Raw genomic sequence first — 24,931 nt, 5'->3', positions numbered from 1 at the left:
CTTCGCTAACATTAATTTGATTCAAAGCTATTACGAATAATTAATGTTGGGTAATAATGTCAGTGCTAATTGCAATACGTATGAGCAAAAATTAGTGGTCACGCTCAATTAGATAATTTGCTAGCGACGCAAGAAGTGTTGTGTCAGCATCTATATTTGCCAACGCTTCATGGGCTTGTTGTATTAAATTCTGCGCCTTTACTTTAGCGCCTAGCATACCTAATAACGCCGGATATGTCGCTTTATTCGCGGCAATATCGGAGCCTTGCGGCTTACCTAAAGTAACCGTATCGCCTTCAACATCTAAAATGTCGTCGTGTACTTGAAATGCTAGCCCTATAGCATACCCAAAAACACTTAAGTTTTCTAAGGTTTGTTGATCTGCCTTTTCACTGCACAGTGCACCAAGTGTAATTGCGCAATTAATTAGAGCCCCAGTTTTTAGTTTATGTATTCGCTCAAGCTCTTGTACGGTAATTACTTTATCCGTAGCAGCTATATCGAGGCCTTGTCCGCCAACCATACCTTGTAGACCTGATGCTTGGGCTAATTGTGCAATCATTTTTACTTGTGTTTGTGATGAGCATTCAAATTTGTGATTTGCAATAAGCTCAAAGGCAAGAGTTTGTAGAGCATCACCGGCTAAAATTGCGTTTGCCTCGCCAAATTCTATGTGGCAAGTAGGGCGTCCGCGACGTAAATCGTCATCGTCCATTGCAGGTAAGTCGTCATGAACTAACGAATAGCTATGAATGCACTCAATTGCAGCAGCAAGTACGTTTAAGTCTTGTTGGTTTGCGCCTAGCATTTTACCTGTGGCATAAACTAAAAATGGACGTAATCTTTTACCCCCATTAAATAATCCATACTGGGTGGCGTTCTTTACAGTTTCTTCTGTATCGAGAGGCTGTTTAAAATGCAGTTGTAAAGTTGCTACTACATCTTTTTGAGCACGTTCAATATGATTTTTTATGCTCACAGCTATTCCATATCACTATCAAAATTTGTAAGTACTGACTTTTCGCCATTCCCCATCAAAATTGATACTTTTTGCTCTGCTTGCTGTAATTTCCCTGATGAAGCACTTGCTAATGCAATTCCACGCTCAAATTGCTTTAACGATTGCTCAAGCGATAAGTCACCTTGTTCCATGTCACTAACGATTGTAGATAATTCTTCTAGTGCTTGTTCGAAACTTAAGTTTTCAGGTTTTTTAGTCGCCATCTTTATTTCAGCTTACATAATAAATTTAGGGGTCAATTTTAGGGGGAATGCTAAACTAGGTCAAAGGATGATATTGGTTTTTTACCTTTATCACGTTAAATTATATTTCAAGTGCACTAATAAAGCCTTAATAGCGGTCTGTTGGTTTAATAAATCAATTGATAATTAGGTAGCCTCTATAACTTGATCTAAGATAGTGCTAAAGGCTGCTTTTTATGTTTATTTATAAAAATGGCTTAAGCAATTCAATATGTTGCCGATAAGCAGTTAATAATAAAAGTTTATGATAAGGCCATTAAGCATGAAACTTCTGGAGGAAATGTGGATTTAGCAACCATAATTGGGATCCTAGGCGCAATTGGCTTAATTGTCATGTCTATGTTTATGAGTAGTAGCGGTGAAATGGCTATGTTTGCCGATGCCCCTTCAAGTGTAATTGTATTTGGTGGTTCGCTCTTTATTGTTTTATCAAACTTCACCATGTCGCAATTTTTGGGGATAGGTAAAGTTGTTGCTAAAGCGTTTATGTTTAAAATTGAAACGCCAGAAGAACTTATTGAAAAAGCTGTAGAGCTTGCTGATTCAGCTCGTAAAGGAGGCTTTTTAGCACTCGAAGAAGCTGAAATCCCAAATCCATTTATGCGCAAAGGCGTCGACATGCTTGTTGACGGACATGATGCAGATGTAGTTCGCGCTACACTTCAAAAAGATATTTCTCTAACCACGACTCGCCATGAAATGGGCGCAGGTTTATTTAAGTCATTAGCCGATATAGCACCAGCAATGGGAATGATTGGCACCCTAATTGGCTTAGTTGCAATGTTATCTAACATGGATGACCCAAAAGCAATTGGCCCGGCAATGGCGGTAGCACTATTAACAACTTTATATGGCGCGTTTTTAGCTAATGTTGTAGCAATCCCAATTCAGGTAAAACTTGAACTGCGTAAAGACGAAGAAGCTATGAATCAACGTTTAATTTTAGATGCTATTTTAGGTATTCAAGATGGTCAAAATCCAAAAGTAATCGAAGGTATTTTGAAAAATTACTTAGCTGAATCTAAGCGCAAAGTAGATACCGAGGAGTAACTATGTCTGATCAAGAGTGCAAATGTCCACCACCAGGCTTACCTGCATGGATGGGAACTTTTGCCGATTTAATGTCATTATTAATGTGCTTCTTTGTACTCTTGCTTGCGTTTTCAGAAATGGATGTACTTAAATTTAAACAAATAGCAGGCTCAATGAAGTTTGCTTTTGGTGTACAGAATAAAATTGAAGTAAAAGATATCCCCAAAGGTACCTCTGTTATTGCCATGGAGTTTACTCCAGGTAAACCAGAACCAACCCCAATAGAAACCATTCAGCAACAAACTGTAGAAATGACCCAGCAAATGCTTGAATTTCAAGCAGGTGATGAAAGCTCCGCTGGTGGTAGGCAAGAGCAGCGAGGAGATAAACGAGGGGGGGAATCTCGTAGCACATCGCAAGAACAATCGTCAGAGCAAGCAACTTCAGCTGCCGATCAGGAACAAACTAACGAGCTTGTTAAAAAAATAGCGCAGCAGCTTGAAAAGCAAATTATAGATGGTGCAATAGAGCTTGAATCTTTAGGGCAGCAAATTATTATTCGTATTCGTGAAAATGGTTCATTTCCCTCAGGGAGTGCGTTTTTACAACCTAAGTTTAAACCTATTATTCAAGATATTGGTGTGCTGTTAAAGGATGTACCTGGTGAAATTACTGTTTCGGGACATACCGACGATTTTCAGGTTTCAAATGAGTTATATATTAATAATTGGGACTTATCGTCAAAGCGTGCTGTAGCAGTAGCAAGCGAACTGCAAACAGTGCAAGGGTTTGATAAAAATCGGATGATGGTAGTAGGGCGCGCTGATACTCGTCCACTTGTTCCAAACGATTCAAATGAAGATCGCCGAAGAAACCGTCGGGTAGAAATATCAATCCTGCAAGGTAAGGCTAAAGAGTCTGCTCCTATTGATGTGCGCTAAGTTATTGCTTGTGTTATATTTCACTATGTTTGTTTTAATTTAAGGTACTTAATTGCCTTAAGTATCTTGGCAATTTCATCATTTTAGCTTACAGTACATTTCCTTAACATATGTAATGGAGTGCCTGTGAAAATAATCAATAAATATTGCGACATGCCGGGTAATGGTGATGGTACTGATGACGATAAAAAAACAAAATAGGGCAGAGTATTTTGCCTGAATGGTTTTTATATATTGTTAGTATTTTAAGCAAAAGCTGGGTTTTAATGCTAAGTCCGGCTATTTTTATATTTTTTGTATTTAAAGATCGCCTAGCCTTTCGATTTGTATTACTTACCGCAGCTTTTTTCCTCTTTGGTAACCTAACTGCTTCAAGCCTACGAGCGTTTGATGACATTTATATTTATCGTTATTTAGTTTGGGCGATCACAGATATTATTTGGATGGCACTCATAGCTTACTGGGGTATAAAGGATAAAGTTTATTTATGGCAATGTGTTATTGGGCAACTAGTTGTTATTGGCGCACCTATATTACAACTATTCCGATTAGTTGATCGCCATTTGTGGGATTTAGCTTACAGTACCGTTATTTATCAGACCCTAATGCCATTTATCAATATTGCCACGGTGGTTGTATGCTATTTACCTTTAATTATCCTTTTCACTAAGCAAGGTAGTGTAAGGTCAAAAATAGAAAACTCCCCACCTTCAAAATAGCTGTGCTAAACTACTGTTTATATAAACAGTGAGTGAGCGACTCCCATGAAACTCTACATTGCAGAAAAACCATCACTAGGCAGAGCAATTGCTGATGCCTTACCAAAACCACATAAAAAACATGATGGTTATATAGAAGTCGCTAATGGCGATTGTGTATCGTGGTGTATTGGGCATTTGCTAGAACAAGCAGAACCCGATGACTATGATGAGTGCTTTAAAAAATGGCAGTTTGAACACTTACCTATAATACCTGAACAGTGGAAGTTAAAAGCCAAAACCAAAACTCGCAAACAGCTCACTGTTTTAAAAAAATTAATTAAACAGGCCTCGCAACTTATTCACGCTGGCGATCCAGACCGTGAAGGCCAGCTACTAGTCGATCAAGTAATAGAAGAAGCCAAAATAAGTCAGGCTAAAAAGCAGAGTACGCAACGTTTACTCATTAGTGATTTAAATTTGTCCGCAGTAAAAAAATCACTGGGTACTATGCGCTCTAATCGAGATTTTATTCCGTTAAGTGTATCTGCCTTAGCGCGCTCCCGTGCTGATTGGCTATTTGGTATGAATTTAACGCGTGCATATACGTTAGCAGGGCAAAAAGCAGGGTTTGGTAATGTACTTTCGGTAGGGCGAGTACAAACCCCTATTCTAGGTCTTGTTGTTAATAGAGATAACGAAATAGCACACTTTGTGTCTAGGCCTTTTTACGATGTATTAGCGCATTTGCTTACTCCAGATAATCAACCTTTCGCTGCTAAGTGGATCCCTAGTAAAGCATGTGAGCCACACCAAGATGAAGAAGGGCGAATACTTAATAAAGCACTTGCAGAAAATGTTGCATCACGTATTACAAAGCAAAATGCTGAGCTTACGGCACTTGAGCAAAAACAAAAAAAGCAAAGTGCTCCATTACCTTATAATTTATCTGCTCTGCAAATAGATGCAGCTAAAGCATTTGGCATGCCTGCTCAAAAAGTGTTAGATATTTGCCAAATACTTTATGAACGACATAAATTAATAACTCACTAAAGCTATTTACTTACTAATATGTAATTGTTGACTTTTAAAGTTGAGAATTAGTTACTTTTATTAGAGTGAGTTATTTAATGACAACCTTCAGGGCAGAGACAACAAGCTTTAAAAATTATACTTATAGAACCCCTATAGTCGTAGCAGATGAATTTGGAGAATTAACAGTAAAGCATAGCCAGTATGATCGTGGTGTTCTTATAAAAAAATTAGTTTTGTTAAACGAAGTTGGTTACGACAAAAATAATAAATTAGTTTCATTTAAGCCAATAGATATTGTGAATGAATTTATACTTTCGCACCACTTAGATGATGGCAAGCTAGAGTCATCTCAATTAGCTCAAGGTATGGCACATTACTTTCAGTTTATTATTGAGCATCAAAAAAAGTGGGATGATGATTATGATGCTGACGTCTATGATCCAATATATGACGAGCCTAGACCAAGTTGGGACTATTTCCCTAAACGTAAGGTCGAACGGCTTACTTATAAGTATAGGGATGCACTTAAAAAGCTTGTTATCGACCCTACGAATAAAGAGAACAGTTTAGCAAGTACAACAGCTAAGGCTTATATTTCTTCAGTAGTTAGGTTCTACAAATATTATCTACGTAAGGGGCTAAAATTTAATAACCCTCCTTTCTCGCATGAAATTATTACGTTAAATCTGCAATCCTCTTCAACGAGTATGAACTCATTCCACCAAAAAGTAATTCATACAACGGATCTTCGTCTGAGCTTTAGTAAACCTCAAGTTAGTAGCGGTATGGCTCTTGAAAACTGTCGTCGTGACTTAAGGCCAATGAGTGATAAACAATGGATGGTAGCTCAAAATATTTTGACAAAATCAAAACGTGTAATTCGTTTTGGTCAAGACGAAAATAAAACGGCTTCGTTGCCTATTGAGTTTTCACTAGGTTTTATGATTTGTCGTTATACAGGACTTCGAAGAGAAGAAATGGCTAGCCTCCATTTAGGGCAAATTATCAAGCCTAAAAAAGTTATCAAAGAAGGCGAAGAAGTTTATGAAAATGATATTTTAAGATTGAGTGTGGGCGATGGATATGGCTCTTTGACTAAAACTAAAGGTAAAGGTAACAAACCAAGAAAAACTATTATTCCAGCACGGTTAATGGAAGAAATTTATAATTACACCCAATCAGAACGATATTTTAAACGCTTGAACAAATTTAATGATTTTTGCAGAGTCCAAGTTGAAAAAGGTAATACATCTATTTTTGAAGGTGATGATGCTATTGATAAAACTAAAGAGTATCTTTTTATAACGCAAACTGGTGTTCCTTTATTTACTAGACCAAGTGATTTTACAGGGCGTTGGATCGAAGTCAGAAATACAATCAACAACATGCTTGATTTAGAGCATAAAACACTAGCTTCAATACATAACCTTCGTTCTACGTTTGCTGTTGATATATTTAGACGTTTGTTACGTAACCATGTTAAGCCTGATATTTCATTAGATTATGTAGCTTCACTTCTTGGCCATGAAGACCGTCAAACCACTATGGAGTATTTGAAAATTGCACAGAATGCTCCTACTGGAGATGAGATATATGAAGATGTATTAACTTATTTAGGGGTTTTGAATGGTTTTACTGAACAAATTAATATTAAATTAGATGGGAATATTAATGGCGCGTAAACGTGTAAACCTCGAAACAACAATAACGCTTAAAACAGCATCTATAGATATTTTAAACATCGAAGATATGGTTTGTTTTAACAAAACGGGAGGAAAGTTTGAATTTAAACGATTACGTTACCGAGGTGTTCCCACAACGATTGAGGCCGGTAAAAGAAAGGGGGAATTTAAGACTCCTGAGTTGATTTTAGCTAATCGTGATGACTTTATACGTGCCGTCTATAAGATTAAACCAGATAGCCCTTCTTGTACTTTTCATAGTCATGTAAAAGTCGGCTTAGTCTCGTACTTAAGGTATATTGACGAGTATAGCTCGCAGTCTACGCCTTTTTCCTTAGATGAAATGAACAGATGTATTAAACATTTCAATCAGCTTGCCTTGCAAGGTGTAACCACCTCAAGAGCGAGCCGAGTTCGTGCTGCTTTGTCTATTATTTTAAAAGGATTTAGTCGTACTCATGATGCTGAAAAATTAGCTTTAGTATCTAATTATCAAGCTAGCGGCAAACAATGTGCGTATGATATTGAAACTGAACTAAAGCCCGTTTCACGCCTTCTTATCAAAGGTTACCTCGAACTTATTCAACATATAAAAAATGATACACATCCAGAAGTACATCCTTTTTTTGATGAGCATTTATTCAATAACATGGTAGAAAAATTTGGGTGGAAGAATATAAATATAAAAAAAAATGCGTTCAAACACGCGATGTTGATAAATAACGTTATAAAAAGCCAAAAAGATTTTAGTGATAGGATCTTGCAACGTCAGGCATTATTTAATCAGGCCTCTCGCTGCGCCTTATATTTATTTTTTATGTGGACAGGTATGAATGATTCTGTTTTAAAGAAAATGAAGCGTAGTGACATTTCCTTTAAAAGTGTTGGTTCTGATGTATATGTTTTTGAAGGTGTCAAAGGAAGAGCCAATTACAAGAGTGTTGATCACTCGTTAGGTTTTTCTAAATACGCAAAAAACTTGATAACAGACTGGCTTGAAGTATCAAAAGCTCATTTTATATTAGCAGGTATCAATGATATTGAAGATCAACCATTCATTCCGTTTGTTGATTCGAATTTGAAAATTAAGGACTTTTCGGATCATGGTGCAGGTTCGGATAGGATCAATAAACTTATCGGGAAATTATTTCCTTTTAGGATCAACTCTTCACGATTTCGCAAAACTAAATCAGATATCTTAATGCGCGTAACTGAAGATATGTACCTTGTTTCACAGGGGTTGAACAATACAGTAAATGTTGTTGCTAGTTCCTATTCATCAGGTGTAAAAGCTGATCATGAACGACATTTATCTGCCACATTTGAATCATTAGCCTTAATTAGTAAAGGTAATTCCATCAAAGATTCAGTGAATAATGCCAAGGTACTCCATAGTGATATATTATCTGATTATGACTATAAGCAACGTTTAAAGCGCAATGATATACAAGTGAGCACTATTTCTCCACATGGCATCCGGTGCTCTGGAGATAAAGGCAAAAAGGAACTTATCGTGCGTAAATATAAGAATTTAGCAATAGAAGTCAAAGAAGATGAGAAAAAATGCACAGATTTCTTATCGTGTTTTAACTGCGAAAACCATGTTTTAATCGCATCAGAATCTGATATTTGGTTAATGCTATCATTTTATGAACAAGTGGTTGAACTAAAAAATATACCTTCTCAAAATTCCATTCCCAAAGAAAAGCTATACCAATTAGAGGCAATACTGAACAGAACGTTAGATAGATTTAAACAGAAAGCACCAAAAGAATATGCCGGTGCAGAATTGAAAATGACTAAATCTGATCATCCCTTATTTATGGGAGTGAGAGGGCTTAACGATACTTTGCAGGTTTTTAATGTTTAATACTTTAGAAAAATTAGAGGATGAGTTTAAAAACAATCCTTTTATATCATTTGATTCTGATGGAAATGGTATCTCTCGTATATTTGACGATAAATGGGATTTTGTTTCACGCCGAGAATCAACTCGTTATGTTCTTTTTCACAAACTTCCTCCCGAACATAAGAAAAATATACAAAGCTTTACTGCTAAATTGTCCTTTTTAGAAATGGATCAAGCGATAGACAATTATGTGCCAGTAGCAAAACTACTAAGAACAAAAAAACTTTTGTGGGCAATTACAAAAATATGGGGGAAATCAGATTTTTCACTTCTTTCGAACAACATAGAGTGGCTTAAGTTTAAGGAAAATATTAAAAGGAGAATGCCGTTAGGTTCCCTTAAACAAATATCTACTACTTTGAGGCGCTTGAGTAATGCAGGATTATTAAATAGATACATAGACTGTAAAGCCTTTAATGAGTTATCAAATGAGAAAAAAAGCAAACAACATTTATCTATCCCTACAACGATATATTCTCAACTTCTTCAACAAGCCGTAGAAGTCATTGAGGTATATCATCCACATAGGTACGAAATCTCAACGGTTATGAGAAAAACGATAGCTCATTTTGATAACGATCTACTTAAAAGAATACACGTTCATAGGTTAGATGAAAATGGAGCAAAATACTTTAATTATACTATGGTGAAATATGGTAATGAACTTGGAAAAGGAATACCTAATTTTAGATTTCACCTTAAAGGTGAATGGATTAAAAGTATAGTAAAGTATTGCTTAATGGTTGTTGTGATGTTTACTGGCATGAGAAGTCGAGAATCGCGAACTACTAATCCAAATAGCTATAAGGTATTCGCTGGTATACCAATGCTGTGTGGTAATACATATAAAAGTAATAAAGGAGTAGCAAAGAAAGAGGTATGGGTAACCCACCCTATAGCCTTAAAAGCATTAGAGCTTGTCCACGAGGCTACTATGTATGCAAGAGAACATTTTAGAAATGCCTTAGAAGAAAACTTTACCGAAGGCTTAATTAGTAAAGATGAATATGATCGAGGTTCGGAAGAACTAGCGTCGTCATTTATTACAACGAGTTTGAGTAGTGAAAGATATAACAAAGTATTGTCTGGTTATATCTTATCAGTTGGGAGCAAAGATTTTTTGAATCTAAAACAACTTAAAATAAAGGCAACTCATGAAGAGGTTGAAGAGTTTAATTTATTAAACCCTGACTGGTATGGTGAATTAAAAATAGGTGGTTCACTACCTAAATTGTCTTTACATGATCTAAGGCGCTCTTTTGCGGTTTTTATGGTAAGGAATAAGTTAGGAAATATACAAACAATTAAGCACCAGCTAAAACATAAAAATATTAACATGAGTAATTGGTATGCAAATAATGCTGAACTTATTCGGTCTGAGGATTTATTAATTGACAAAGACTTAATGAGTGAAGTTGATAAAACGACGCAGAGCCTAGCTATTGAAGCATTTGATGATATTTATAATGGTACTCAAAGTTTATCCGGTGGAGGGAGTGTTCGTATTATAGAAGAGAGAAAAAAATTACTCGGTAAAGGCGAAACTATAGTTTTATCTCGCGATGAATTAGAGTCATTAGTTCGTAATGGCACAAAGTCGATAGTATTATTACCAACAGGAGGTTACTGTACTAACTCATCATGTGAAAGAGTTTGCTCAATTGAGTCATTTGTAGCAGAGAGTAAGCCATGCCAACACTTAATAATTACCGATAAAAGCGCAAAACAAATGGCTGCACAACGTAAACGGTTAATCGTAGCTTTTGAAAGTTTAAATGAAATGGAAGACTATGCATATAGCCGTATTCTTATTGGCTACACTGTAAAAATTCGTCAACTTGAGCAAACGCTAAAATCACACAATATTGATTTTGAGCCCTTTATATACACTATCAAGGCAAATCATGAGTAGAGATAAACAAATAACAGAAGCTCGCTTACATGAAGCCTTACAGCGACTCTTAGATGGTCAGCAGCGGCACGTGAAGAGAAATGGCCGGTTGACACTAAATAAAATCAATACCGAAGCTCAGCTTGGAAATAGTTATATCCATAAATTTTCTGATTTCGTAGAGCACGCAAAACCTTTAATTAAGAAATATAATGATAACCGAGAAAGACTGATGGTAGTCGGGTTAGATATTGAAATTAATACCTCACTATCTGAAGTAGACAAGTTAAAGTCAGAGTTACAAAGAGAACGAGCTTTAAAACAAAAGTATCGTAAAGAGCGAGATAATGCGCTTCAAGCAAGAAGCTTACTAGAACAAGCTTACTCAGAGCTGGTTAAAAGAGTTGCTGACTTACAGGATGAACGACAAGTGCATGAATACGTTGTTTCACCAATTAAACGATAACTTACTATTTTTATAGTCCTACCTTCATCGATACCGCTAACTATTATCACATCTAATAAAATTTATTCTTTTGTGATTCATTAACAGCACTGTGATTTTGAAACGATATTTGATATCGTTTCAAAAAATAATATTGAAAGCATTAATATGACTTTGATTTCAGGTATTAACAGAGGTAACTGCATTCTAAGCTCTATGGCTAAAGAGCGAGTCAAGAGTGGGATTATAGATCAAGCTCAAATTTTAGGTATCAAAAGCGCATACACGGTCGTTTTTGATGGTTCTGAATGGGATGGTGAACCATTGGTGTTAAGTAGTTCTAGACAGCCTTATGAACCGCGTATTTTCAAAAGTTTAGACGGGGCTTTAGCTGAGTTGTTGCGTATAGGTCTAACTGAAGCATCAATCAAAATTACTGAAAAAACTGACGCAGAATAAAATCAGTATTACCTAAATCAAGAAAATAAATTCGGATACACAAAATGACAATTAAAGAAGAAACACTTCATTCGAACATCGAGACTGTGAATAGTAAGCAACTTGCAGTCCTAAAAAAGCATTTCCCTCAATGTTTTGATAAATCTGAAAATTTCATTCAAGAGAAAATGCTTGAAGTTGTTAATGCAAATGAAGTTGAGCTTTCAAAAGAATCATACACGTTAAACTGGCTTGGTAAGTCTTATGCTCGACTATTGACTAATCTCCCTCCTAAAACATTGATCAATGAAGACACTGCACATAACCAGTTAGAGCAGAATAAGAACAGTAAAAACCTGCTTATAAAGGGCGATAACCTTGAAGTGCTTAAGCATATGGTTAACGCATATAGTGAGAAGGTAAAGATGATTTATATCGATCCTCCTTACAACACTGGTTCTGATGGTTTTGTTTATAATGATGATCGTAAATTTACAAAAGAACAATTGATGGATCTTGCAGGTGTCGACTTTGATGAAGCCTCACGTATTCTAGAGTTTACTGATAAAGGTTCGAGTAGTCATAGTGCTTGGCTTACTTTCATGTATCCTCGGCTTTATATTGCTAAAGAGTTACTTCAAGAAGATGGTGTTATATGTATTTCCATCGATGAAAATGAAGTGAACCAATTAAAGTTGCTATGTGATGAAATTTTTGGAGAAAGTAACTTTTGTAGTCAATTCGTTGTAAAAAGCAATCCTCGTGGTAGTCAATCAAATAATTTCTCAGCAAGCCAACACGAGTATGTTATTTGTTATGCCCGCGCAGCTTATAAAGCTAAGGAGTTTCGCGTTTCTCTAGGCTCTTCAATGGAAGCTGAATACAATTTAACGGATGAGGGTGGAAGGTATCGATTATTGGGCCTAAGATTGAGAGGAGGGTCATGGCGTAGAGAACAAAGACCACTACTCCACTATCCTATTTATATCACCCAGGATGGGGAATTATCACTTAATAATAACTCTGGCGAAGTTATATTCCCAATTAAACCAACTACAGAAGAAGATGGTACATGGAGGTGGTCAAAAGATAAGTTTACAAAAGATAAACATCTACTGGTTGCAAAGAAAGTAAAAAGAAACAGTAGTGAAGTGTGGGATATTTTTACTAAAGATTATTTAAATAGCTCTGAAAGTGGTAGTCAAAAAGGTACTAAACCAAAATCTATTTTGGATGGACCAGAAATGAATTATCAAAATGGTACAAACGAGCTAAAGGACTTGTTTTCTGGGAATAATCCTTTTCCATTTCCTAAACCAACAACGTTAGTTAAAAAGTTTATAGAAATGGTAACTGATTCTACTAGTTGTACTGTTTTAGATTTCTTTTCAGGCTCAGGCACAACAGCTCACAGCGTTTTCAGTTTCAATATAGATAATGATACTAATCATCGCTTTATTTCTATTCAATTAAATGAAAAAAATAAACTCGCTGAGAAATATGGCTATGAGACAATTTTTGATATTACAAAAGCGAGAATTATCAAGGCATCTGAAAAAATTAGTAAAGAAAACCCTGAGCACCAAGGTGATCTAGGATTCAAAATATTTGAAACGATAAAAGATTTTAGGGTTGAAGATGATAAAGAGCTCTCTTTAATGACGATGACAATGTTTGATGATGTGATGTTGACTGATGAGCAGTACCATACGCTTCTTACTACTTGGCGTTTATATGATGGAAGTGACTTAACGACTCCAGTTCGAGATATTGATCTAGATAATTATACCGCTCACCTTTGCGACAATCGCTTGTATATGATTGCCTCTGATTTCTCTAGTGATGCTTTGAAATCCCTTCTTTCTAAGCTTGATACAGACAAGGAGTTCTCGCCTAACAAGATTGTTTTCTTTGGTAAAAACTTTGATAGCGTGAAGCAAATGGAGCTAAATGAAGCCCTAAAAAGTTATGCTAATAAAAAGTCATTAGAAATTGCTCTGGTAGGAAGAAACTAATGTCAAAGGGATTCACATTTGAGAAAAACCTGCCACATCAAAAAGCAGGTGTAGATGCATTGATGAGTATGTTTGTCGGAGCTGAACCTCAACAATCAGTCGATCCTATCGTTCGCTTTAGAGCAAATCCTGCTCTTAGTATTACAGACCCTCAATATTATGCGAACATAAAAACAGTTCAAGAATTCAATGGAATCGAACATAAAAGAGAACATTACAATGCTAAAAGCAATGTAATTGATATCTCGATGGAAACAGGCACAGGTAAGACTTATACTTATGCTAAATCCATGTATGATCTCAACAAAGCATTTGGTATCAATAAGTTTATTGTGATTGTCCCTACGCTTTCAATCAAAGCAGGTACAGTTAACTTTCTGAAAAGTGATGCACTTAAAGAGCATTTCCGTGATGATTATGAGCGAGAATTAAAAACTTATGTCGTGGAGAGTCAAAAAAGCTCTAGTAAGAATACTAAATCTTTTATGCCTCAAGCGGTTCATGATTTTGTAGAGGCAAACAATTTTAATAAAAAGCATATCCACGTATTGATTATCAACTCTGGAATGATTAACTCAAAATCATTGGTTGAGACTTACGACACAGGATTGTTAGATAACAAATTCGATACACCTATTGATGCTATCAGTGCCGTAAGACCGTTTATTATAATTGATGAACCTCACAAGTTCCCTACTGCTAAAAAAACATGGGAGAACATCAGTAAGCTTAATGCTCAATACATTATTCGTTTTGGTGCAACTTTCAACGAAGACTACGAGAATTTAGTTTATCGCTTAACGGCTGTTGATGCGTTCAACAATGACCTAGTAAAAGGGATTAACGCCTTTATTGAAGATGTGGTTGGTGATGATTTCGCAAATCTTAAACTTATTAAATCTTCGGCTCAGGAAGCAACATTTGAGTTAAACGAAAGTGAAATTAAAACCGTTTATAAACTGGCTAAGGGTGAGCCATTATCAAAGACACATAGTGAGATTCATGATTTGTATATTGAATCACTTAATACCAAAATGGTTTTGTTAAGTAACGGTATTGAGCTTAAAGTTGGCAAGTCTATCAATCCTTATTCATATTCAGACACGCTCGAAGACAATATGATCCGTAAAGCGATTAAGGAGCACTTCAAGCTTGAACGTGAATTACTGACTCAACGTCCAAGAATTAAACCATTATCGCTTTTCTTCATTGATGATATTGAAGGTTATCGTGATGGCAACAACCTCTCAGGTAGCTTAAAAACTAAATTTGAAGAGTGGGTTGTCGCAGAGGCTAAAGAGTGCTTAAAAGTTGAAACTGATGCCTTTTACAGAGAATACTTAGAAAAGACTATCAAAGATGTGTCAGTTGTTCATGGTGGCTATTTTTCAAAAGATAATAGCGATAAAGATGAAAAGATCGAACAAGAAATAAGTGAAATTTTACACGATAAAGAGCTACTCCTTTCGTTAGATAATCCAAGACGTTTTATTTTTAGTAAATGGACACTTCGCGAAGGTTGGGATTCTCCTAATGTTTTCCAAATTTGTAAACTGCGCTCAAGCGGGAGCACAACATCAAAACTTCAAGAAGTTGGTCGGGGGCTTCGTCTACCTGTAAATGAGTATATGGGACGAGTGAAAGACCGTACATTCATGCTTAATTATTACGTAGATTTTACGGAAAAGGATTTTATAACTACTCTTGTTCAAGAGGTAAACGACTCTTCATTCAAAGAGACAGTGCCAAGTAAATTGACTCAAGAAATCAAAGATAAAATTACAGCCGAATACCCAAATTTATCTTCATTTAAAATTATGTCGGATCTGTTGGGTGAAGGTATTATTGACGAAAATGAAAATCTACTTGGTGCTGGTGCCTATACAAAACTGAAAGATAGATATCCTAAAGCATTCCCAACAGGCGTTAAACCTAACAAGATTAAGTTTGATAAGGGGGCTAAAAAAACTTCTAAGATGCGCGTTGGTAAGTTCGATGAGCTAAAAGAGCTTTGGGAGATGATTAACAAAAAAGCGATTTTAGAATACAAGATTGCAAGCGAAGATGACTTCCTTGAGCTGTTTAAAAAGTATCTGATTGAAGAGTCAGATAAGTTCAAGAAAACTGGCGTTCAGACTCGTATTGAAACTGTATACATCCATAATGATACAGCTATGTCTAAGTCAATGTTTGGTAACGATGATGATTTCACCAAGTTTTCTACTATGACTTACAAAGAGTTCCTTAATCGCTTATCACAAGAGGCCTTTATTAAATTGTCTACACTGCATAAAGCATTTGTAAGCGTGCAAAGCATTATAGATATAACTGACTATTTGAATATTCAAACAGTTCGAAAAATAAAATCAGGGTTCAGTAAGTTCTTGTTAAACAATTCATTTAATAAATTTCACTTGGACTATAACTTCATCACAAATGACGTTCATCCTACGAAGTTTACTGACGACAAAGGTGAATGGTTAAGTGAAGTTATGGCTAGCGATTTAGGTGTTCACACAGATGAAGTTAAACCTCCTGTGAAAAACTACCTATTTGAGGATGTGTTTTATGATTCAGATCTTGAAAAAAAGAATATTACTGAAGATGAGATTATCTCTGTAACTGTTTTTACCAAAATTCCGAAGAATTCACTTAAAATTCCTGTTGCTGGGGGATATTCTTACTCACCTGACTTTGCGTATATAATGGAAACAAGTAAAGGCGACTTTTTGAACTTCATCATTGAAACTAAAAACGTTGAAGGTAAAGATAATCTTCGTAAAGAAGAAGAGAGAAAAATAGAACATGCAAAATTACTATTTAAAAAGATAGACAAAAAAGTAAAGGTAGATTTCAAAACACAATTTGCTGATGACCGCATCTACGAGTTAATCAAGCAACATATATAATGAAATACGACTGCCCTTGTTATACAAGGGCAGTATTGAATTTTGTTAGTTATTTTCTTTATCAGGCGAACAAAATCTTTAACTCTTATTTAAATTATTTTTTATAGTACGACGAGATTGAGTTGATTTACGTCTTGTTTTTGGCTTGAAAGATGACTTTCCTTTACCTTTTAGAGCCTGAAAATCAATAGATTGAATATTCTGCACTAATTGGTTCAACTGTATTGTTAATGGTTGCATGAAGTTGTTATATGTCATCTCACGTTGATTGATTGATTCAAGTTGTGATTCCCAGTGCGCGGTCATATCAGGTACGACCATTTTTACAGGAAGTCCTGTAATTAATTCTTTGCCCACATCAGTGGCACGAATTTCTTTACCATTGCGTTTTAAAAACTGGCGTTTAAATAACAGTTCAATAATACCAGCTCTCGTTGCTTCAGTTCCAAGCCCATCAGTCTCACGCATTATTTTCTTTATCGATGAGTCTTGAACATACCTTGCAATACCTGTCATGGCAGATAGAAGCGATGCATCATTAAAGTACTTGGGTGGCGAAGTTTGTTTTTCAATAAGCTGGGCGTTAATACATTGAACCAGCTCATTTATTTTGACGTTTGGCAGTTTTTTAGCTGAAAAGTCATTATCTGAGTTTTTATTGTTTGATAATTTCGCTGGGAATAGTACTTTCCATCCTTGTGATATTACTTCTTTTTGTTTAGTAACGAATAGCCCACCTGAAATTTCTGTATCAATTTGTTTTTCTTGATATTCAAAATTTGAATAAAACTGAATTAAATATTGCCTTGCAATCAGCTCATAAATATTAGTTTGGAAAGAAGATAGATTACTCATATTTAACGTTTTACTTGTTGGTATTATTGCGTGGTGAGCGGTCACTTTTGAGTCATCCCACGCTCTACTTTTTAGGTTTAGATTTGCATTATCTACAGTTTCACCTAAGGCATTATGATTTGATTTAATGGCATTAGTAACTTGGTTAACTTCTTTTAAGTGCTCTTTAGGTAAGTGACGGCTGTCCGACCTCGGGTAGGTAATAAGTTGAAAACGCTCATAGAGCTCTTGGCATGTATCTAGTACATTTTGAGCGCTCATGCCAAAACGCTTTGAAGCATCAATTTGTAATGCAGATAAGCTATAAGGTAATGGGGGAGCTTGTTTCTTTATCGTCTCTTTAACATCAGTTACAACACCTTCTTTGTTTGTAATTTTTTCAACAACAGTCTCTACTAATTTTTTTGAAACTACATGGTTATCTTCATCCATATAAGGCTCGCAAGCCTTACTGGGTTTCCATTTTGCTTCATAGCATTCACCATCATTTGTTTTAAGAGTTGCTAATACTTCATAAAAAGGTTTAGAAACAAAATTTTCAATCTCCATATCACGATGAACGACTAAGCCTAAAACAGGGGTTTGAACTCTACCAATAGAAAGTACGCCCTGGTAACCGGATTTTTGTCCTTGAAGTGTACATAACCTGGTCATATTAATACCATAAAGCCAATCGGCTCTGGCTCTGGCCAATGCTGAGGTAGCAAGAGGAATAAAATTAGAATTTTTTTGAAGCGAATTTACTGATTTTTTTACAGCAGAAGGATTAAGGTCACTTATTAAGCATCTCAATGTTTTAGCATTTTTAGCTTTAGATACACCACAAAAGTTAATTACTTCGTCGACTAAAATTTGGCCTTCTCTATCTGGATCACCTACATTGACCAGTTGATCGGCTTGTTTAATTAGCTTTTTGACAACTGAAAGCTGCTTCTTAGTTTTTGTCTTAGCAACAAGTTTCCACTCATCAGGAATAATAGGCAAATGGTCAACTGACCATTTTTTGAATTCAGGATTGTAAAACTGAGGTTCTGCTTGTTCTAATAAGTGGCCTATGCACCAAGTGACGATATCACCGTTACCAGTTTCAGTGTAACCATCATTTTTTTTATGAGGCTTTGGTAATACAGCTATTAGAGCTCTGGCTAGGCTAGGCTTTTCAGCAATAAATAATCTCATTTTATATCTATTATTCGGTTTTAGCTTTTAACGATGCTGTATATAATAACAGTATTTATGTGTTTGTACATTTACCTATCTAAAATGCTAATCTCATGGTTAGTATCTGATTTAATGAGTGAGCCGCAAGTTTTTCTATTTAACACAATTTTATAAACGCTCAATACAATAATAATTATCGGCTATAGGGATATATTAATGGCAGGAACAAAAGTAAAAGTATCTGGTTTTGAAATGCAGTTTTCAGAAGGTATTGAAGTCAATGACTTCTATCAAGAGCTTGAATCAATTAGTAAAACTCAAGATATTAATGTTGGGCAATATACTACAAGAGTTTTTACTAGGATTGTAGATGGTTTAGCTGTTGGGTTAATTTTGACATTTAGGGATGATAAAAAAAAACTTGCAACAGAGAGGGATGACTCAGGGCAGTTGAAAGTTAATAGAGTTGAGTTAAAAGAAGATCAAACTAGTACTGAAGCGAGCTTGTTTTGTTTTAACCCTACGACCAAATGTGGTGTTTTTACGCATTATTCTGGTTCTGCCTCCGTTTCCGTTTACGCATCTATTTTTGGACAAGCCCATAAAAATGTTAAAAATAGATTGGTATCTCAAAAAGTTGATGAATACTCTAGGGGTGGTTCTCGCGGTGATATTAGTAAAATAAAGAGTAGAGTTCAAAGGGAGTTAGGTGGTTCTTTTAGTTTTAAATATATATATCAAGAGAAAGATTTAGACCAAATTTTAGATAATGTTAAATCTCTTTCAGAGGTTGAAGTCATAACAGAGCTTGGTGTACCGGATGAACCTATATTTCGACATATAGGTTCTATAGCTAAGAAAACAACACAGACTATTACTTTTCTAGATAAATTTAAAGTTATAGATAATCTAAGAGGACATCTATCTAATTTTATACATGATGTTTTAGGGAAGAAAGATAAAAAATATGCGTTAAGGCTTATTGGTGCCAGTTTAAGCGGGCAAAGAATACAGTATTGGATTGGTAATAATATTGAGGAGTATGGGCATTTTGATTATGACCAATATGTTGATGATCTTCCTGAGAAGGTTTGGGACGAATATTATGAATGCCCAGCCCTCGCAAATATAATTTCAATTGTGTTAAGAGGAAGTGAAACTTTTGGAGAAATTAAAAGTGTTAATAAATGGGATAAATATAAATCTTTATCTGACTCACTTCCAAAACCAGATCTTGAATCAGTTAAAACTGACTCCTTGAAATCAAATGAGGATTTTAAGGATGATAAACTGCCACCGCTACAGATAGAAATGTACCTATGATACCTTATGAATTAGCTATACAAATATTAGCTTATCAATCTAAGTGGAGTGTTGGTCTATTCACAGCAAGCATTACTCTTGCTAGTTTTCTTTTTACAATGAAATCATTTGTCATACAAACTGTAAAAGATAAAATATACGACACGGATAGTTACAAAAAGAAGATCAATCAGCGGAGAGCATCTGGCGCTAATATAGAATATTATGGTGCATTAAAGAGGTTAGCATTGCTGTTAAGATGGACAATACTCATAGCTTTAATAAACGCTATGTTCCAATTGATTTTAACTATTTTTAATTGTGTATGGCTTGCGCTTCTATGTTTATTGACAAGTGTTATTACAGGCTTCCTTTTCTTTTACGTCGTTTGGGTTGTTTCTGAAAATATTAGGGATTTGATTGCACAAGCAGAACAAAAGGCTGAAGATGAGGAGTAGCTCGCTTGCTAGTAACCCTGCGTAGTATTTTAATCGTTAAATTTTAGTTTTCCAATTTCATATGAGTGCAGCCTTCTAATTAATAGTACTAATAGTAGAAGGTTAATAATTCATTTTATAAAGATTAAGATCCAGTTAATTTCTTAATTAATCTTCGCTTCTCTTCAACTGACAAATTATCAATTAAACAAGCTAACTCTGCCGACTCTTGAGAATCACAAAATAAGTAATTTAAAGGTACGCTTAACTCATCGGCCATGCGCTGTAATGTTTGAATATCAGGAGTGTGTCTGTCTTTTTCGTAGTGATTCATCCTGCTACTTGCTGAGCTTTGATCCATGCCAATACGAATGCCTAATTCTTTTTGAGTCATGTTCGCTCGCTTACGAGCTTCTTTAAGCCTGATTGGGATTGGATTTGGTTTAGACACTTAGCTTTCATCTTGTTCACCTGAATAACTTAGATTGTCTAAGTTTTACTTATATTAGTATACTTAGCAATCCTAAGTTTATGTTGGTAGCTCTATATGACTAAAGAAATTAAGCTCAATGAAAATATTTATCATCTTTTGGTAGAAAAAAACTTTAACCACTTTACTATCACTTCACTGCGTAATACTTTGCAAGCGATTAGTGATGCTTATAAAGATCCAGATGAAGTTAGGCGCTTTGTTTATAGGCAGGTGATACGCTTGGTTAATAAAGGGTTATTAATAAGAGACAACAACCCAAGCCCTAAAAAGGCTCAATATAGTAAAACATCACTCTTTAAAGCTTCTATTTTTACTAAAGTAGTTAAGTCGTCAAGTCTTGAATTTACAAAATCAAAAGAGGATACTGATGTTGATTATTTTCAGAGTGAGCTAGGGCAAAAGAAAACTTTGTATGAAGAAGAATCACTCATGATAGCTAGTGAGATTGAAGAATATATTTGGCTTAATGATAAGTATCCGAATAATCGAGAAATAATTGTAGGCCTCCTCAAAAAAAAGCAATTGCGGTTATTATCACTAAAAGGAAAATTAGCTGCGTTAAATAATGTTCAGGAATTAAAGTAATCATTATTAAATTATGAAGTGAAGCTTATGCAATTTTATAATCTTTAAATTCGAGTAATGTTTAAAAAGTTGAGAATTTGATAATGAAAATTCTCACAAAATTTGTAAAGTTCAGTTTTATGGAGAATGATGGGGAAACCAAGACTACATATGGTTTTCTCATATTTTATAATAGTAAAAGTCAATTAGTGACTACCTACCCGCGTTCAGATAATCGTTATTTACCCAAAGATCACCATCAAGAAGCATCCGCTATTTTTAAGGCAATAATTGCTAATGGTGGTCAAAGTAGTGAATTAGTAAATGGGGCTGATGTAAAAAAGCGTAGTAAATGTTTTAACGATTCAAAAGTGGCTGCGCATCATGCCATTGTGCCAACAGCTAAACAGTTAAAGTCAGCGAGTTTGAGCGGTGACGAAGCGAAGGTATATCAATTAATAAGCCGCCATTACTTAATTCAGTTTTATCCCGACTATATATATAACGAAACTAAAGCAGAGATAACAATTGCTGGCGGATTATTTAAAGCAAATGCAAAACAAGATGTAAGCTTAGGCTTTAAGGTATTAATGGGTAAGTCTGAACTAAAAGATGAAGCTACGTTACCTCCTTTAACAAAAGGTATGTCTCTTTTTTGTGAGCAAGGCGAAGTAGTCGAAAAGCATACATCACCCCCTGCTTATTTTACCGATGCTACATTATTGGCTGCGNATGACGGGCATTAGCCGTTACGTTAAAGATCCACAAATTAAAAAAGTATTAAAAGACACAGATGGTTTAGGTACGGAGGCAACACGTGCGGGAATAATTGAGTTGCTATTTAAACGGCGTTTTTTAAAGCGTGAAGGTAAGTCAATTAGAGCGACCGAAACAGGGCTTGCACTTATTAGCGTATTACCGCAAGGTTTAGCGAGTCCTGATTTAACCGCAAAGTGGGAATCGAGTTTAGGTGATATTGCGCAGCAAGTAATGAGTTATCAGCAATTTTTGCAATCGTTACTGGCTGATCTAAATGGGTTTGTACAATTAGCAGCAAACTGTGATAACAATGCATTTGCAAGGTTGCCAAAAATCTCACCTAAAAAACGTTTTGCTAAACGAGGTGGAAAAGCGACCTTTAAAAAGTCGAGTTATAAAAAAAGCTCTGTTGCTTGTTAACTACAGAGCTATTTTATTAAACGATATTGCTTAATGTTGAATTGGTATTACTTAACCTGACTGGCCTATTGCAAATAGTTCAACGCAGTTAGCGCTGAAAATAGCTGCTTGAGATAGATTTATTATCCAGAATTTAGGTTACTTATTAAATAAACCAACAGCAGCGTTACTCATTGCTTTTATTCCGGTAGGAATGGCAACTTTGTAATCTGGTGCAAATTTACTAGAGTGTAGGGAAGGGAGTACTTCACCTGTTTTTATCGAATCTGCATATTGTGCTTGGTTTACGCCTCCTAGCCAAAATAAGGTAATAGGGATATTTTCATCGGTGCGTCCGTATAGGCCAAAATCTTCACCCGCCATTACAGCTTGTGTTTCAAGCACATTAGTATCACCAATTGCGCTGGCAATAGAGTGTCTAACAATATCTGTCTGTGCAGGGTTATTATAAGTAGATGGAATAGATTCATCTTCATGTACATATACTACAGGGTAGTTTGATTCATCCAATCCAGAGCTTTGTGCAATACCTGCCGTGATTCGTTTTATTGCTGTTATTTGAGCATTTCTAACATTTGGGTTATAGCTTCTGAGAGTAAGTTGTAGTTTTACTTCATCCGAAATTACATTATGTTTTGAGCCACCATGAATAGACCCCACTGTAATAACAGAAGGCTCAAGCGGTGAAAGTTCTCGGCTTGTGATTGTTTGCAGAGCAAGTACTGTGCGTGCAGCTATAATCACAGGGTCTATAGTTGTATGCGGATAAGCACCATGACCACCTTTACCTTTTATTGTAATATCAACAGAATCTACACTTGCCATAGTGTATTCATTTTTCATTGATACCTTACCAGCGGGGACGCTAGCACTTACATGCAAAGCAATTATATGATCAGGTTTTTCATATTTACTAAATAGCCCTTCATTTAACATAGCTTTAGCACCCCCACCAACTTCTTCGGCAGGCTGTGCAACCATCATCAGAGTGCCTTTCCATTGAGATTTGTGTACTATCAATTGCTCAGCAGTACCAATAAAAGAGCTCATATGAATATCGTGGCCACAACCGTGCATTACACCTACTTTCGCACCATGCTCGTCTATTACTTTAACTTTTGAGGCATAGGACTTTCCTGTCTGCTCTATAATAGGTAAGCCATCGGTGTCAGTACGGATCATTACGGTTGGACCGTTTCCGTTTTTGTAAATGCCGACAACACCAAAGCCACCTACATCACTTGTTACTTTAAAACCCAGCCGAGTTAATTTATCCGCTATTTTATTACCTGTTTCTTGTTCGTGATAAGAAAGCTCTGGCGATTGGTGTAAATCGAGGTAAAACTTTTCAATAGCTGGCATGGTTTTGCCTAAATTCAAATCGAGTCCATTTGCCTGTACAAATGGACTTGCTAATAAAAGTGCTGCACTTAGGTAAGTTAATTTCATGTTTTCCCTCATTGTTGAATATGTATACCGAGTGATTTAGGTATATGACTTGTAATTATTATGTTCACCACCATATAAAAACCTAAATAGATGAATATGGCAATCAATTCAATGAGCAACATAGTTAGTATTAATGCGCAAAACCTTCAACAAGTACTCGGTGAAACATCACAGCAAAAATTGGTGTTGCTTAACTTTTTCTCCCCTCAAAGTCCTGACTGCATCGGACAAGCTGCAATTTTAGATAAAGTAGCGGCTGAATATGCAAGCTATATAGTAGTAGCAAACCTAGATTGCGATACAGAGCAAGCACTCGCTTCTCAACTTGCGCAACAAGTTGGTCTCCAAACACTGCCTACGCTTGTATTATTAAAAGACTCTGCACCAGTAGATTTGCTTGCAGGTGTTCAAAGTGAGGCACAAATACGCGAAGCCCTAGCAAAGCATTTACCTGCGCAACAAGACTTACTGTTAGAGCAAGCAAAACAGGCGTTATTAAAGTCAGATTTAAATGCTGCATTTAATTATGCAAAGCAAGCTTATGAAATAGACAGCGGCAATGCACGCATCAAATTAGTGCTTGCAGACATATGTATTCAAATTCACAAGGTAGATGAAGCCCAAGCGCTTATAAATACTATAGATGCACAAGAGCAAGATGCTTACTTTAATAATATAAAAGCAAAATGCGAAGCTGCGCTTGAAGCAAAAGACTCACCAGAGATTAAAGAAAAGCAACAACAAGTAGAAAAGTACCCAAATGACCTAGAATTAAAAGAAGAGCTCAGTATTTTACTCAATGAAGCAGGCAGAAAAGAAGAAGCATTGGATATACTATTTACAGTGCTGCAAAAAGATCTGAATTTCAATGAAGCAAAACTAAGCTTTTTAGCCATTATTGCTTCTTTACCCGATGGTGATGCCCTCGCAGCAAAATATCGTCGCAAGTTATATAGTATTTTATATTAGATTTTTATACCTATTACTTTTAAGAAGCACCTACATAAGGTGCTTTTTGCATTTTTAGGGTATTAATTAAAAGCTTTAGCAATGTTTAACTATGTAAAAGTAAGAGTTATCAACAGCATTTTGTGGGTAACTTGTGCTTATCGTGTGTGCTTGCTTGGGGCTTAATTTTAATTACTCTTTTGTGTAAATAACGCTTGCGTAAAATTCGCCGCTCCCTATAATGCGACCCCACTGAGACGGGAAACGCCAACGCATAGCGAGGCA

At 35.7% G+C, this 24,931-nt stretch carries 19 protein-coding genes and 2 pseudogenes; 16 read left to right on the top strand and 5 right to left on the bottom strand.

Features of this window, described 5'->3' with window-relative positions; all coding sequences use genetic code 11:
* Positions 1–91: 91 nt before the first annotated feature.
* A complete protein-coding gene (ispA, locus tag L656_RS0115310) occupies positions 92–979 on the bottom strand; it encodes a (2E,6E)-farnesyl diphosphate synthase (protein ID WP_024599857.1) in 888 nt (295 codons plus the stop codon).
* Between the two features lie 2 nt (positions 980–981).
* Positions 982–1,224 carry an exodeoxyribonuclease VII small subunit gene (locus L656_RS0115305; protein WP_024599856.1) on the bottom strand — a complete coding sequence of 81 codons (243 nt, stop codon included), beginning with the start codon at positions 1,222–1,224 and terminating at the stop codon, positions 982–984.
* 321 nt (positions 1,225–1,545) lie between these two features.
* Here L656_RS0115305 and pomA point away from each other — a divergent pair, with 321 nt between their 5' ends.
* From pomA to L656_RS0115250, 11 genes and pseudogenes are all read left to right on the top strand, one after another.
* Positions 1,546–2,313, top strand: coding sequence for a flagellar motor protein PomA (gene pomA, locus L656_RS0115300; protein ID WP_024597197.1), 768 nt, complete (start codon positions 1,546–1,548; stop codon positions 2,311–2,313).
* Between the two features lie 2 nt (positions 2,314–2,315).
* Positions 2,316–3,236 (top strand): flagellar motor protein MotB, encoded by a 921-nt coding sequence (locus tag L656_RS0115295; protein ID WP_024597196.1) that lies wholly within the window; start codon positions 2,316–2,318, stop codon positions 3,234–3,236.
* 212 nt (positions 3,237–3,448) lie between these two features.
* Positions 3,449–3,955, top strand: a complete 507-nt coding sequence (locus L656_RS0115290) for a hypothetical protein (RefSeq protein WP_024599855.1) — start codon at positions 3,449–3,451, stop codon at positions 3,953–3,955.
* A gap of 45 nt (positions 3,956–4,000) precedes the next feature.
* Positions 4,001–4,984 (top strand): annotated as a pseudogene (locus L656_RS0115285) (DNA topoisomerase); the annotation flags it as partial.
* A gap of 80 nt (positions 4,985–5,064) precedes the next feature.
* Positions 5,065–6,651 (top strand): site-specific integrase, encoded by a 1,587-nt coding sequence (locus L656_RS0115280; protein WP_024599853.1) that lies wholly within the window; start codon positions 5,065–5,067, stop codon positions 6,649–6,651.
* Positions 6,641–8,521 carry a hypothetical protein gene (locus L656_RS0115275; protein WP_024599852.1) on the top strand — a complete coding sequence of 627 codons (1,881 nt, stop codon included), beginning with the start codon at positions 6,641–6,643 and terminating at the stop codon, positions 8,519–8,521. Before L656_RS0115280 ends, L656_RS0115275 begins: the two co-directional genes overlap by 11 nt.
* Positions 8,514–10,472, top strand: coding sequence for a tyrosine-type recombinase/integrase (locus L656_RS0115270; RefSeq protein WP_024599851.1), 1,959 nt, complete (start codon positions 8,514–8,516; stop codon positions 10,470–10,472). The genes L656_RS0115275 and L656_RS0115270 overlap by 8 nt, the downstream gene beginning before the upstream one ends.
* Positions 10,465–10,917 (top strand): hypothetical protein, encoded by a 453-nt coding sequence (locus tag L656_RS0115265; protein WP_024599850.1) that lies wholly within the window; start codon positions 10,465–10,467, stop codon positions 10,915–10,917. The genes L656_RS0115270 and L656_RS0115265 overlap by 8 nt, the downstream gene beginning before the upstream one ends.
* A 147-nt stretch (positions 10,918–11,064) precedes the next feature.
* Positions 11,065–11,355 carry a hypothetical protein gene (locus L656_RS0115260; RefSeq protein WP_198923574.1) on the top strand — a complete coding sequence of 97 codons (291 nt, stop codon included), beginning with the start codon at positions 11,065–11,067 and terminating at the stop codon, positions 11,353–11,355.
* Between the two features lie 44 nt (positions 11,356–11,399).
* Positions 11,400–13,349: a site-specific DNA-methyltransferase gene (locus tag L656_RS0115255; RefSeq protein ID WP_024599848.1), complete on the top strand. Its 1,950-nt coding sequence runs from the start codon at positions 11,400–11,402 to the stop codon at positions 13,347–13,349.
* Positions 13,349–16,258 carry a type III restriction-modification system endonuclease gene (locus L656_RS0115250; protein ID WP_024599847.1) on the top strand — a complete coding sequence of 970 codons (2,910 nt, stop codon included), beginning with the start codon at positions 13,349–13,351 and terminating at the stop codon, positions 16,256–16,258. Before L656_RS0115255 ends, L656_RS0115250 begins: the two co-directional genes overlap by 1 nt.
* Positions 16,259–16,336: 78 nt before the next feature.
* On the opposite strand, the gene L656_RS0115245 is transcribed toward L656_RS0115250, so the two are convergent.
* Positions 16,337–18,292: a DNA topoisomerase III gene (locus L656_RS0115245; protein ID WP_024599846.1), complete on the bottom strand. Its 1,956-nt coding sequence runs from the start codon at positions 18,290–18,292 to the stop codon at positions 16,337–16,339.
* Positions 18,293–18,490: 198 nt separating this feature from the next.
* Here L656_RS0115245 and L656_RS0115240 point away from each other — a divergent pair, with 198 nt between their 5' ends.
* Entirely contained in the window at positions 18,491–19,597 is a 1,107-nt protein-coding gene (locus L656_RS0115240; RefSeq protein ID WP_024599845.1) for a hypothetical protein, read from the top strand.
* Positions 19,594–20,034, top strand: coding sequence for a hypothetical protein (locus tag L656_RS0115235; protein WP_024599844.1), 441 nt, complete (start codon positions 19,594–19,596; stop codon positions 20,032–20,034). The genes L656_RS0115240 and L656_RS0115235 overlap by 4 nt, the downstream gene beginning before the upstream one ends.
* 124 nt (positions 20,035–20,158) lie before the next feature.
* Here L656_RS0115235 and L656_RS0115230 read toward each other — a convergent pair whose 3' ends face one another.
* The gene (locus tag L656_RS0115230; protein ID WP_442961390.1) at positions 20,159–20,407 is read right to left on the bottom strand and encodes a helix-turn-helix domain-containing protein; all 249 of its coding nucleotides are present in this window, start codon (positions 20,405–20,407) and stop codon (positions 20,159–20,161) included.
* A gap of 153 nt (positions 20,408–20,560) precedes the next feature.
* Between L656_RS0115230 and L656_RS1000000122625 the strand changes: the two genes are divergently transcribed.
* Positions 20,561–21,091, top strand: coding sequence for a hypothetical protein (locus L656_RS1000000122625; protein WP_024599842.1), 531 nt, complete (start codon positions 20,561–20,563; stop codon positions 21,089–21,091).
* A 194-nt stretch (positions 21,092–21,285) separates the two neighbouring features.
* Positions 21,286–22,249: pseudogene (locus L656_RS01000000122340) on the top strand (DNA topoisomerase); the annotation flags it as partial.
* 138 nt (positions 22,250–22,387) lie between these two features.
* Here the strand turns inward: L656_RS01000000122340 and L656_RS0115215 are convergent.
* Positions 22,388–23,698 (bottom strand): M20 metallopeptidase family protein, encoded by a 1,311-nt coding sequence (locus tag L656_RS0115215; RefSeq protein ID WP_024599841.1) that lies wholly within the window; start codon positions 23,696–23,698, stop codon positions 22,388–22,390.
* Positions 23,699–23,809: 111 nt separating this feature from the next.
* Between L656_RS0115215 and L656_RS0115210 the strand changes: the two genes are divergently transcribed.
* Positions 23,810–24,667, top strand: a complete 858-nt coding sequence (locus tag L656_RS0115210; protein WP_024599840.1) for a tetratricopeptide repeat protein — start codon at positions 23,810–23,812, stop codon at positions 24,665–24,667.
* The last annotated feature ends 264 nt before the right edge of the window (positions 24,668–24,931 follow it).

Origin of the sequence: Pseudoalteromonas sp. TAE56 (genome assembly GCF_000497955.1) — a bacterium.
GTDB lineage: Bacteria > Pseudomonadota > Gammaproteobacteria > Enterobacterales > Alteromonadaceae > Pseudoalteromonas.
The sequence above is the reverse complement of the archived record's forward strand: the minus strand, read 5'-3'. Positions and strand labels throughout refer to the sequence as shown.